The sequence below is a fragment of the Streptacidiphilus fuscans genome (assembly GCF_015690355.1).
Taxonomy (GTDB): domain Bacteria; phylum Actinomycetota; class Actinomycetes; order Streptomycetales; family Streptomycetaceae; genus Streptacidiphilus; species Streptacidiphilus fuscans.
The window spans coordinates 326,535-338,059 of sequence record NZ_JADPRT010000007.1; the positions used below are offsets into that span (position 1 = coordinate 326,535).

General features: G+C 69.9%; 12 protein-coding genes. 2 read left to right on the forward strand and 10 right to left on the reverse strand.

Annotated elements, in window-relative coordinates; translation table 11 throughout:
- Nucleotides 1-45: 45 nt before the first annotated feature.
- Nucleotides 46-1,296 carry a polysaccharide deacetylase family protein gene (locus I2501_RS19255; protein WP_196195315.1) on the reverse strand — a complete coding sequence of 417 codons (1,251 nt, stop codon included), beginning with the start codon at nt 1,294-1,296 and terminating at the stop codon, nt 46-48.
- A gap of 333 nt (nt 1,297-1,629) precedes the next feature.
- Between I2501_RS19255 and I2501_RS19260 the strand changes: the two genes are divergently transcribed.
- Nucleotides 1,630-2,253 (forward strand): hypothetical protein, encoded by a 624-nt coding sequence (locus tag I2501_RS19260; protein ID WP_196195316.1) that lies wholly within the window; start codon nt 1,630-1,632, stop codon nt 2,251-2,253.
- A 2-nt stretch (nt 2,254-2,255) separates the two neighbouring features.
- Here I2501_RS19260 and I2501_RS19265 read toward each other — a convergent pair whose 3' ends face one another.
- The 6 genes from I2501_RS19265 to I2501_RS19290 form a co-directional block, all read right to left on the reverse strand.
- Nucleotides 2,256-2,777 (reverse strand): hypothetical protein, encoded by a 522-nt coding sequence (locus tag I2501_RS19265; protein WP_196195317.1) that lies wholly within the window; start codon nt 2,775-2,777, stop codon nt 2,256-2,258.
- Between the two features lie 51 nt (nt 2,778-2,828).
- Nucleotides 2,829-3,218 carry a hypothetical protein gene (locus I2501_RS19270; protein ID WP_328806475.1) on the reverse strand — a complete coding sequence of 130 codons (390 nt, stop codon included), beginning with the start codon at nt 3,216-3,218 and terminating at the stop codon, nt 2,829-2,831.
- On the reverse strand, nt 3,215-3,436 hold the full coding sequence (locus I2501_RS19275) for a toxin-antitoxin system HicB family antitoxin (RefSeq protein WP_037604596.1): 222 nt from the start codon (nt 3,434-3,436) through the stop codon (nt 3,215-3,217). Before I2501_RS19275 ends, I2501_RS19270 begins: the two co-directional genes overlap by 4 nt.
- Nucleotides 3,437-3,560: 124 nt before the next feature.
- Nucleotides 3,561-4,391 (reverse strand): hypothetical protein, encoded by an 831-nt coding sequence (locus tag I2501_RS19280; RefSeq protein WP_196195318.1) that lies wholly within the window; start codon nt 4,389-4,391, stop codon nt 3,561-3,563.
- Nucleotides 4,388-5,026 (reverse strand): hypothetical protein, encoded by a 639-nt coding sequence (locus tag I2501_RS19285; RefSeq protein ID WP_196195319.1) that lies wholly within the window; start codon nt 5,024-5,026, stop codon nt 4,388-4,390. The genes I2501_RS19280 and I2501_RS19285 overlap by 4 nt, the downstream gene beginning before the upstream one ends.
- Complete coding sequence (locus tag I2501_RS19290) at nt 5,023-6,090, reverse strand: tryptophan dimethylallyltransferase family protein (protein ID WP_196195320.1); 1,068 nt, start codon at nt 6,088-6,090, stop codon at nt 5,023-5,025. Before I2501_RS19290 ends, I2501_RS19285 begins: the two co-directional genes overlap by 4 nt.
- 611 nt (nt 6,091-6,701) lie before the next feature.
- Between I2501_RS19290 and I2501_RS19295 the strand changes: the two genes are divergently transcribed.
- Entirely contained in the window at nt 6,702-8,042 is a 1,341-nt protein-coding gene (locus I2501_RS19295) for a cytochrome P450 (RefSeq protein WP_196195321.1), read from the forward strand.
- A 132-nt stretch (nt 8,043-8,174) separates the two neighbouring features.
- Here I2501_RS19295 and I2501_RS19300 read toward each other — a convergent pair whose 3' ends face one another.
- Genes I2501_RS19300 through I2501_RS19310 form a run of 3 tightly spaced genes read right to left on the reverse strand, consistent with a single transcriptional unit; the run spans nt 8,175 to nt 11,433 of the window.
- Complete coding sequence (locus I2501_RS19300; RefSeq protein ID WP_328806476.1) at nt 8,175-9,290, reverse strand: threonine aldolase family protein; 1,116 nt, start codon at nt 9,288-9,290, stop codon at nt 8,175-8,177.
- Nucleotides 9,272-10,003, reverse strand: a complete 732-nt coding sequence (locus I2501_RS19305; protein ID WP_328806477.1) for an SDR family NAD(P)-dependent oxidoreductase — start codon at nt 10,001-10,003, stop codon at nt 9,272-9,274. Before I2501_RS19305 ends, I2501_RS19300 begins: the two co-directional genes overlap by 19 nt.
- Complete coding sequence (locus tag I2501_RS19310; RefSeq protein ID WP_236046644.1) at nt 10,000-11,433, reverse strand: DUF6421 family protein; 1,434 nt, start codon at nt 11,431-11,433, stop codon at nt 10,000-10,002. Before I2501_RS19310 ends, I2501_RS19305 begins: the two co-directional genes overlap by 4 nt.
- Between the last annotated feature and the right edge of the window lie 92 nt (nt 11,434-11,525).

The window sequence follows — 11,525 nt, forward strand, 5'->3', positions numbered from 1 at the left end:
GGTGGGCCGCCGAACGGGACGGATCAGCTGACAGATCGGCGCAGCTCAGACCGGCTGCGGGGTGGTGTACTCGCGCCAGTCGGCAGGCTTCTGACCGACGTTGAGCGTGCGCAGCTTGGCCAGCACCGCCGGGTCCTGCACCTCCAGCCACTCCACCAGCTGCCGGAAGGAGACGAGGCGGACGTCGGGCTTGCCCGCGATGTCGCGCAGCGCCTGCTCGACGGACTTCATGTAGATGCCGCCGTTCCAGCTCTCGAAGTGGTTGCCGATGAAGAACGGCGCGCGGTTGGTGGTGTACGCGCGGTTGAAGCCCGCCATGTAGGAGAGGTACGACTGCTGCTGCCAGTACGGACGCTTGGACGGATCGCCGTTGGGCGTGCCGCCGGTCTGGTTGGCCAGCATGTTGTAGTCCATCGACAGCACCTGGAAGCTGTGCCCGGGGAACGGGATCGACTGGAGCGGGAAGTTCCACAGCCCCTGCGGGGTCTTGCCCGGCCACATCTGCAGCCCGCCGGGCGAGCTCGCGTCGTACTTCCACCCCATGTCCGCGACCGTCGGAAGCAGCTGGTTCTGACCCAGCAGACACGGCGTCCGGCCGCCGATCAGCTCCTTGCGGTAGTCGAACGGCAGCGGCTCCATGTCCGTGTAGCCGGTGTTGGTCTTCCACTTCTCGACGAAGCCGATGGCCTGCTCCAGCTCGCTGCGCCACTGCGACGGGGTCCAGGTGCCGACACCGGTGGTGGCGCTGCAGAAGTGGCCGTTGAAGTGCGTGCCGATCTCGTGGCCCTCCAGCCACGCCCCCCGCACCTGGTCCAGCGTCATCTTGACGTGCTCGTCGGCCAGGTAGCCGATGTCGGAGGCGCCCGGCTTGTGGCCCGGCGGCAGGTAGAGGTCCTTCTTGCCCTCCGGCAGCACGTAGATCCCGGAGAGGAAGAACGACATCGTCGCCTTCACCTCCTGCGCCACCGAGCGGAAGTGCGAGAACAGCTTCTTGCTGTCCTCACCCGCGCCGTCCCAGCTGAACACCACGAACTGCGGCGGACGCTGCCCCGGCTGCAACTTCTCGGGCACCGGCTGGAACGGCTGCGGCCCCGTGTCCGCCATCGAACCGTCACCGATCAAGGACACCGGCCGCGCGCTCGCCGAAGGGGAGGAACTGGTGCCGCCGACCGGCTGGCCGTCGCCGCTTCCCCCGCTGCGATTCGCACTGCCGGGACCTCCGCACGCGGACACTCCCAGGGCAGTCGCGACCGCGACTCCCCCGGCGAGAACGTTCCGACGCGTGATGGCTCCCATAAGATTTTCCCCTACCTTCCGATCTGTACGGCTGTGCGAATCTCGGGACGCTTCGAGTGGTTCGAACGGTTCGCGGTGTTCGATCCGGATATGAGCAACCCTGACAGCATCGCTCACGCCGAGGCGTCTCCCGCTCACTGACCCACGGGCGATTCACTCGCCTGTGTGTGGCCGCGCGGCACTTCCCAGGAGTCCGCCGAAAGAAACTCACCCGAACGTGTGTGACTGCTGTCCGGCAGCTAAGCTGCCACAAAATCCGATGAGATCACCCGCCGACCGGCGGGCACCATCCGTCAGATGGCTGGATCTCCGGGGCCAGAGGGGGGTTCGGGCGTGTCGCTCGACTGGGGCACGAGCGCGAACGTGCTCACCGCGGCCGGCACGCTGGTGCTTGCCGTCGCAAGCTTCGCATCGATCCGCTCGGCGGACCGCGCGGCGCGCTCGGCCGAGCGCGCGCTCCAAGTCTCGCTGCGCCCGGTGCTGGTGGGGGCCCGGCCGACCGACCCGGAGCAGAAGCTGATCTGGTCCGACGGCCACGCCACCCATCTCTCGGGCAGCGGCGCCTACGCCCACCTCGGTGCGGACGCGGTCTACCTGGGCGCGGCGCTGCGCAATCTCGGCCCGGGCCTCGGCATCGTCCACGGCTGGTCCCTGCCGACCGGCGACACCCCGGAGCCCGCCGACGCCTTCCGCCGCCAGGGCCTGGACATGTACGTCGCGGCGGGCGACCACGGTACCTGGCACGCGGCCCTGCGCGACCTGGACGACGCCGCCTACCCGTCGCTCGCCGACCGGGTCAAGAACCGGCAGCGCCTCAACGTCGACCTCCTCTACGGCGACCACGAGGGCGGCCAGCGCACGGTCACCCGCCTCTCGCTGCTGCCGCGCTCCACCGGCGACGGCTGGATCTGCCAGACGGTCCGCCACTGGAACCTGGACCGCCCCGACCCGCGCTGAACTCAGGTCCGCGCGGCGCGGTTCGCCCCGGTGGCCACCACCCAGAGGCCCGTGCCCCAGAGGATCAGCGCGCACGGCACCCCCACCGTGGTGGCCATGGTCCCGGCCGAGGGATGGGAGAGGGACCGGAGCAGCACGCCCGCAAAGCCCGCCGCGATCAGCAGCACGCCCGGGACGCGGAGCCGCGGATCGCCGAAGACGGCGGCCAGCGGGACGAAGTGCGCGCCCACGATCAGCGCCACCAGCGCGGGCAGCAGCTCCGGTATCCCGGCGACGACGCAGCCGACCACGGCCGCGCCGATCAGCAGCCACTGGGCACCGTTGATCCAGCCGAACCTCCGGCGCACCTCGGGCGATGCGAAATCCCCCGCCTCGTCGGGCAGTCGGCGACGCGCCGTCAGCATCAACGCCAATGCGACCACGATGCCGACCGGCAGGGCGACGCCCGCAGCGACCCCGCCGAGGCCCCACATCCACCAGCCGAACCCGAACAGGGCGTAGAAGCCCACTCCCGACTTGAACACAGCCCCGCCCCAGGCGTCGTGGTGCAGTGAGGACGCGTCAGCGATGACCCGTCAGTCGGTGAGCTTACGCAGCGCCTCCGCCGTGGCGAAGACGTCGTTGCGGCCTTCCTTGGCGTGCTCGACCAGATCGGCCATCGCGAAGGGGTTCGGCAACGGCTTGACGCCGGCCATGGCCAGGTAGGCGCGGGTGAGCGTGGCCGCGTAGAACTCGTTCATCGGGGAGTCGAGCGGCGGGCAGACCGAAAGTGTGTGGAGCAGCGCTGCCGCGCGCCACTGGACGTCGCGCGGGGGCTCGTCGGCGACCAGGACGACGTCGCTGGCGTGCCGGGCTATCGCCGCGCTGATCCCGGAGGGATCCCACACCGTCGGGTCGGACGGGAGGTGGTGCGCCAACACGTTCCAGGCCCAGGCCTCGTCGGCCTTCACGGCGTCGGACTTCACGCAGTCTTCTTCCCGCCGAACCGCTCCTGGAAGTACGCCCAGTTCTCCGAGGTGTTGAACTCCGCGGCAGCCTCCAGGAATCGCTGCCGGTCCGGGTCGAGCTCGCGCTTGGCCGCCTCGGTGACCAGCGCGGTGATGGTCGTGCCCTCCGCCGCCGCCCGCGCCGCCAACCGGGCATGGAACTCCTCGTCCACCCGGATGGTGATGTGCTTCGACATGCTCGCTACGGTACAGCAGCCGTGCTGCACAGGGGAGTGCTGTCCGTACAACGCAGCAGGACGGCCCGCGCCCGCTCAAGCGTGGGTTGAGGGGACGCGGGCCGTCCGGGTGGAGCGAGGACTGTCAGGCCGGATTGAGCAGTCGGGTCCGCCAGTCGGTGAGGCCCTGTGCCAGTTCCCCGTCCGCGGGGGTCAGCGCGGGCAGGCAGCCGTCGATGTAGGCGAGGTAGAGGGGGATGAGCTCCACCCGCAGCAGCTCGGTGAGCTGCTCCGCCGAGTCCGGTTGTCCCTGGCGTGCGCGCATCGCCGCCCGGACGAGGTCCGCGGCCACCGGCGCGGGCTGCGCGAGGTGGCGTTCGACCGCGTCGTCGGTCGATCCGATGTCCGCCGTGGCTGCGGTGTAGAGGAACCTGACGGGCAGCAGGACCGCTTTGGTGAACCGGTGGATGTCGCTCGCCAGCCGCGCCGGGTCGCGGAACTCGACCACGACCGGGGCCGCCGCGAGCACCTGAAGTGCGAAGCGGATGCCGTCGGTCAGCAGCGCGTGGGCGCTCGGTCGGGCCACCTCGGGGCGCACGTCCTCGCCCAGGAGCAGCAGGCCGCTCCTGCCGAGGTCGAGCCGGTCGACGGCCGGGAACCTGCCGTCGTCCCCGTCCGCGCGCAGGGCGGGCAGGGAGCTCCAGAAGACCGACAGGCGCTGGTAGGAACTGCCCTTCTGCTGGAGTTCACGGGTCACCCGGCGAATGGTCTCGTCGTCGTCATCGCGGCGGTCGGCCAGGACGAGTCCGAGGTCGATGTCGCTGACGGCGGGGGCGAACCCGCCGTGCGCGAGGCTGCCCAGGGCGTAGGCGGCGACGAGGCGGTCGGCGAGGGTCTGCTCAAAAAGACTGGCGCAGTGCTCGACGATTCTGGTGGCGGAGGCGGAGTCGAGGGGCTCCAGGGCGAGTGCGCTCATGCCGCGCCGACCGTGTCGCGGAGCGCCAGTTCGGCGATCCGGTCGGAGACCATGGTGATGACCTGCCAGGCCTGGTCGAGGAGCTCCATGACCTCGCCGAGCTCCCACTCCTGACGCTCCGTCAGCAGGCGGTAGCCCATCTCGATGTGCTCCTGGTCCTCCTCGTCGTGCAGGGCGAAGTAGGTGTTGCCCGGGAAGGCCAGGGATCCGGCGTTGCTGAAGGCGAGGCTGCCGGCCTCCAGCACGAGGTGGGCCAGGACGACGCGGTGGAGCCCGGGCAGGACGCGGAGCTGGTCGACGAACCAGGCGGCTCCGGCCTCGATGACGGGGTCCCAGCCGGCGGTCCGGCCGGTGTCGTGGCTGTCCGCCAGGATCCCGTCGTGGCCGACCTCCTCCTGCTGGTGCTCAAGGGCGAGTTCCTTGAGCTGGGGGTCGGTCTCGTACGCGGCCCGGACGCTGATCATCCGCTGGAACGCGTTCGACCACGGTGCCAGATACGCCAGGACGGCGTTCTTGGTGGCCACCGGCGTGGTGGGGTCCTCCAGCAGAACGATCAGGCTGCTCGCGCGGTATGCGCGGACATGCTCCTCGTTCCTGTCGGCGACTGCCTGAAGGGGCTCGATCATGGTGGTCATGCGGACTCGACCTCCTGGAGGATTCCTCGGGACTGCTGTGACGGCAAGCTGGCCTGAACGGGCAGTGCGGGGTAGAGCGGAAACCTGAAGTAGACGGACACGTCGCCCTCGTGGCCGCGCGAGCGGTAGCTGACCAGCTCCTGCAAGCCGCGGCTCCGGTCCAGCGGCTGCGGCGCCACGGCCTTGAGGAGGGTGTGGTGACGCCCCGGGTCGAGGCCCTCGTGGGCCATCAGTGCGCCGATCCTGGCCGCGGCCTCCGCGTCGGACGCGGTGAAGCTCGACACCCGGAAGTACGTGGTCGACTCGTCGGCGCGCTCGGCGTCCGACCGGTAGGCCAGGCAGGTCAGCGGGGCGGTTCCGGCGGCCTCGGGGTCCGTGCCGAGCAGCGTGCGGAAGGCCGAGCGGGCCCGCTCCGGCTCATGGCTCCGGGCTATCGAGGCCATCTGCTCCAGGACCGCGACGCTGCTGCTGTGGTTGCGGTAGTAGATCTTGGCCCGCGCCCGCTCGCCCGCGTCCAGATCGAGGGCGAAGAACTCCAGCTCGCGCTCGACGCCGTCGGCCCGCGTCGCCTGGGCCACGCGGGCAGCGGTGTCGGCCCACGCCGCGCCCATACCGAGGCGTTCCATCGCCTCGCCGACCATGGAGAAACGATCCTCCGGGGCCAGGGTGAACAGCCCGAAATAGATCTTGAAGGCGGGCGGGCTTCCCGGCAGCCAGGCCAGGGAGTGCCACACGGGGACGGGCAGGCTCCCCCGGCCCGCACCCGACGCGAACACGTCGGCCACCTTGCCGTAGCGGTCGAGACTGACCATCGGCTCCCCAGCAAGACGGTCCGTCAGCTCCGCCGCCGCCAACAGGTTGGAGGCCGGGGTGATGGGCCGGGAGGAGCCCAACGCCTCGAAGAGGATCCGTAGTTCCGGTCTGCCCTGGGACCACTTCACCGACATCTCGGCGGGGAAGCCGTCGTCGGCGACGTACGAGGGGAACGGGCACGTCCGCCCGACGGGTATGTCGGCCCATGGCCGGAGAAGTTCGCGGAGTTGGCCCGACACGGGCCCGGTCATGGATCGCTGCAGACCAAGCCCGTCACACATGTCGGCCCAGCGCTCGCGGAGGAACTCCCCGACGGAACGCCCGTCACCCGAGAAGATGCTGTCCACTCACCCTTCCGTTCTCGCAGCGCACCGCCCCCACCCACCTCCCGGTGATCGACCCACCGGCGCACGCGGGACGAAGCCCTCGACGCTGGGGATCTGCAGCAATCTCACGGGAGGTCGGCGCGATCATCATCAGCAAACCCTGCAGGCATGCCCAACCGGAATGAGCGCAAACGGATCATGTGTGCGACGTAGCGCACATGTGAACTGCCCTGCGGCACACCGGCGTCGGAGCCTAACATGAGATGATCTTGGTGGTTCGGTGTCGACTTTTCAGCGCCTCTGTCAACGGCGCACGACCCTTCCGGCGGTGCCCGAGGCCAAGCGCGACAAGGCCTCCCGCACCCCCAACGACCGGCCCTGGAACGAGAAGGGACGGTCCGTGAGCCGGTGATACGATCGCACCGCATTTGCGGAGCAGGTGGGTCCACCCCGAGATCTCGGGGCTACAGCAGTCGGCCCTCTGACTAGTCTCGTCAGCTTTCGCTGACCCGCCGGCTTAGGAGCCACAGGCAGACATGGACGTTCGCTCTTCCGCCCCGGTTCCCCCGCCCGGATGCCCGGCGCACGCCCTAGGCGGCCGAGTTCCGCTGTACGGACCGGAGTTCGCGGCCTACCCGCAGGCCTACTACGACTACCTGCGCCACTACGGGCCCACCGCGCCCGTCGAGATCGCGCCCGGTGTCGAGGCCACGCTGGTCACGGACTACCAGACCGCCCTGCGCCTGCTGCAGGACCCGACCAACTTCCGCAAGGACCCCCGCCGCTGGCGTGACTTCGCCGAGGGCAAGCTGCCCGCGGACAGCCCGGTCGTCCCGACGCTGGCCTACCGGCCCAACGCCATGTGCAGCGACGGCGCCGAGCACCTGCGGCTCCGCCAGGCGATCACCGACGCCATGTCGCGCATCGACACGCACCGACTGGCCCGGAGCACCGAGCAGGTCTCGCGCTTCCTCATCTCCCAGTTCGGAGCCCGCGGCTCCGCGGACCTGCTGAGCGACTACGCCAAGCAGGTCTCCCTGATGGTCTTCAACGAGCTGTTCGGCTGCCCCGCCGACATCGGCGACCGGGTCATGTTCGGCGTCTCCGGCATGTTCGAGGGCGTCAACGCCGAGCAGGCGGTCGGCGTGCTGTTCGGTGCCTGCGGCGAGCTCGTGGCGCTCAAGCGCAGCCGGCCCGGCGACGACGTCACCTCGTGGCTGCTGCAGCACCACGCGAAGCTGACGGACGAGGAGATGGTGTACCAGCTCGCGCTGCTGCTGGGCGCCGGTACCGAGCCGCTGCGCAACCTCATCGGCAACACCCTGCACCGGGTGCTCACCGACGACGGGTACGCCAACAAGGGCGGGCTGATCGACGAGGCGATCGACGACACGCTGTGGGAGAACCCGCCGATGTCGAACTTCGCCGCCCACTACCCGGCCTCCGACCTGGAGTTCGCCGGGCACCACTTCCGGGCCGGCGACCTCGTCCTGATCAGCCTCGCCGCCGCCAACACGGGCCCGGCCCTCGCCGCGGCGCGGCAGGCGGGCAGCCGGGCACACCTGTCCTGGAGCGCGGGCCCGCACGCCTGCCCGTCCAAGGAGCCGGCCCGTCAGATCGCGGTCACCGCGATCGAGTACCTGTTCAACCAGCTCCCCGACGTCGTCCTCGCCGTCCCGGAGGAGAGCCTGAGGTGGCGTCCGGGCCCCTTCAGCCGCGGCCTGGCCTCGCTGCCGGCCCGCTTCACGCCGGTCGAGATCGCGGGGCGGACCACCACCGCGCAGCGTACGGAGCCGGCCGAGCCGGTCGCCGCCGAGGCGGGCAAGGCCGAACGCGGAGGCCGCTGGAGCCAGTTCCTCAGCTGGATCAAGGGCTAGTCAGCCGGTCCACCACCAACGAAACGGCGCACGGTCCGTGCGGGTCATCCTGCTCGACCCGACGGACCGTGCGCCGTCGTTCGTATCGCGACACCGCGACACCGCAGCGCTGCGGCCCCGAAGGGCCGCAGGTCAGCGGCCCATCTCCTCCGTGATCGCCGCGGCGAAGGCGTCGATGTCCTGCTCCGTGGTGTCGAAGGAGCACATCCAGCGCACCTCACCGGTGTGCTCGTTCCAGAAGTAGAAGCGGAACCGCTTCTGCAGGCGCTCGCTCACCTCACGCGGAAGGATCGCGAAGACCGCGTTGGCCTGGACCGGGCGGACCACGGTCACGCCGTCGATCGCGGCGACCGCCGTCTCCAGCCGCTTGGCCATCGCGTTGGCGTGCCCGGCGTTGCGCAGGTAGAGGTCGCCGGCCAGCAGCGCTTCAAACTGCACCGAGACGAACCGCATCTTGGACGCGAGCTGCATCGAGGTCTTGCGCAGGAACGTGATGTTCTTGACCGTGTCCGGGTTGAGCACCACCACGACCTCGCCGCCGAGCAGGCCGTTCTTGGTGCCGCCGAAGGACAGCACGTCCACGCCCGCGTCGGTGGTGAACTCGCGGAACGGCAGGCCCAGCGCGGCAGCCGCGTTGGACAGCCGCGAGCCGTCGACGTGGACCAGCATCCCGCGCTCGTGGGCGTGGTCGCAGATCGCGCGGATCTCGTCCGGGGTGTAGAGGGTGCCCAGCTCGGTGCTCTGGGTGATCGAGACCGCGAGCGGCTGCGCCCGGTGCTCGTCGCCCCAGCCCCAGGCCTGACGGTCGATCAGCTCGGGGGTGAGCTTGCCGTCCGGGGTCGGCACGGTGTGGATCTTGATCCCGGCCATCTTCTCCGGCGCGCCGCCCTCGTCCACGTTGAAGTGGGCGGTCTCGGCGGCGACCACCGCACCCCAGCGGGGCAGCAGCGCCTGGAGCGCCACGACGTTGGCGCCGGTGCCGTTGAAGACGGGGAACGCCTGGGCGCGCTCGCCGAAGTGCGCCTTGAAGACGTCCTGCAGGTGAGCGGTGTAGTCGTCCTCGCCGTAGGCGATCTGGTGGCCCTCGTTGGCCAGCGCTATCGCGGCGAGCACCTCCGGGTGCACACCGGCGTAGTTGTCGCTGGCGAAACCGCGCACGGCGGGGTCGTGCCGACGGACGGCGTCGGTGACCGTGCTGGTCTCGCTGGTGTCGGCGGGGCGGTTGTCGGTCACTGGGCGGTCAGCCACAGGTGCGTTCCATTCACTTCGTCGGTGGGCCGGGCCCAGAGCGACAGGACCTGCTCGGCGAGGTCGGCGGTCTCGGTGAACCCGGCGAACTTGGCGTTCGGCTTCTCGGCCCGCATCTCCGGGGAGACCAGGGCCTTCACCACCAGGATCGCAGCTGCGGCCGAGCTGTCCTTGAACGAGTCGGCCAGCGACAGCGTCCAGGTCTCGGCAGCGGCCTTGGCGGTGGCGTAGACGGCGTTGCCGCCGGTCGGCTTGTGCGCGGCGGCGGCCGAGATGATCGCGAAACGGCCGTTGTCGCTGCGCTTCAGCGCCTCGTGGAAGCCGAGGCTGGTGTGCTGGAGGGTGCGCACCAGCATGTCGTGCATGAAGTCCCAGTCGGCGAGGTCGACATCGCCGAAGGTCTTGGACCCGCGCCAGCCGCCGACCATGTGGATCAGGCCGTCGACGCGGCCGTACTCGGCCTCGACGTGCTCGGCCCAGTCGTGGGCGGCCTGCGGGTCGAGCAGGTCGACCACCTGGCCGACCACGATCGCGCCGGGCACGGCGCGGCGGACGGAGTCCATCAGCTCGTCGAGCTTGCGGGCGTCGATGTCGCCACAGGCGACGGTCGCCCCGGCCTGCGCCAGCCGCAGCACGGTCGCCCGCCCCGCCATCCCGGTCGCACCGGCCACCGCGACGACGCGGCCCTTCAGGTCAACAGAGTCAGTGCTCACGCTGCATTCTCCACAACGGACGTTCCGGTCATGCCGGAGGTGGACGCGATGACGCCGGACAGCTTCTTGCTGAGCGCCTCGAAGAACATGCTGAGGGGGAACTCGTCCGGCAGCACGGCGTCGCACAGCGCCTTGTTCAGCGACTTGGCGTCGCTGTGCTCCTTGAAGGGCAGCGCGTCGGCGCCCTTGGCCCAGGTGGAGGCAGGGTGCGGAGTCAGGTACTGCGCGACCAGCTCGTAGGCGGCGAGCCAGTGGGCCGTCTTCGGGCGGTCGATGCCGTCGCGGTAGAGCTTCTCGATCTCACCGCACAGGTCGTTGGTGACCTGCGGGGCGCGCTGCCAGTCGATGTGCAGCTTGTTGTCGGTCCAGCGCAGGGCGTCGTGCTTGTGCAGGTACGCGAAGAGCAGCTGCCCGCCCAGGCCGTCGTAGTTGCGGACCCGGCCGCCGGAGACCGGGAAGCGGAACATCCGGTCGAAGAGGATCGCGTACTGCACGTTGCGACCCTGCTCGTACCCCTCGGCCTCCAGCTGGACGGCGGCCTTGAAGGCGGTGAGGTCGCAGCGGAGCTCCTCCAGCCCGTACATCCAGAACGGGGAGCGCTGCTTGATCATGAAGGGGTCGAACGGCAGGTCGCCGTGGCTGTGGGTGCGGTCGTGGACCAGGTCCCACAGGACGAAGGTCTGCTGCGCCAGCTCCTGGTCGGTGAGCAGCGCGGCGGCGTCCTCGGGGATCTCCAGGCCGAGGGTGCGGACGGCCGAGGTCGACACGGCGCGGAAGCGGGCGGCCTCACGGTCGCAGAAGATGCCGCCCCAGGTGAAGCGCTCCGGCACCTCGCGCACCGCGACCGTCTCCGGGAAGAGCACCGCGGAGTTGGTGTCGTAGCCGGCGGTGAAGTCGACGAAGGTGATCGGCACGAACATCGGGTTGTCGTAGCGGGTGCGCTCCAGCTCGGCCAGCCAGTCCGGCCAGACCACGTTGAGCAGCACCGCCTCGATGTTCCGGTTCGGGTTGCCGTTCTGCGTGTACATCGGGAAGACCACCAGGTGGGGCAGCCCGTCCACACGCTGCTCGGCCGGCTGGAAGGCCAGCAGCGAGTCCAGGAAGTCCGGCACGGCGTAGCCGGACGCGGCCCAGCGCATCAGGTCCAGCACGACGGCGTCGAGGTACGCCTTGTCGTGCGGGAAGAGCGGGGCCAGCTCGCCTATCGACGCCGTGATGACCGACAGCTGGGCGTCGGCCTGGTCCTTGGTGGACGCGCCGTGCGAGTTGAGGTCGATCGAGCCGTCCTTCAACTGCAGCGGGCGGAGCGCCTCGACGGCCACCTTGAGCCGCAGCCATGCCGGGTGCTGGGACAGATCCGCAGAGGCCGCAGTCGCAGAGGCTGCAGTGGAATTGCCTGCCACGGGAAGCGCTGACGAGAGATTTTCCATGACAACCCTGCCTGAACGAAAGAAAATGTGGTGGGCCCACCGTATATACAGAAGGTTCTGTCGTACAAGGGGGACCAGCAACCGGACGGGTG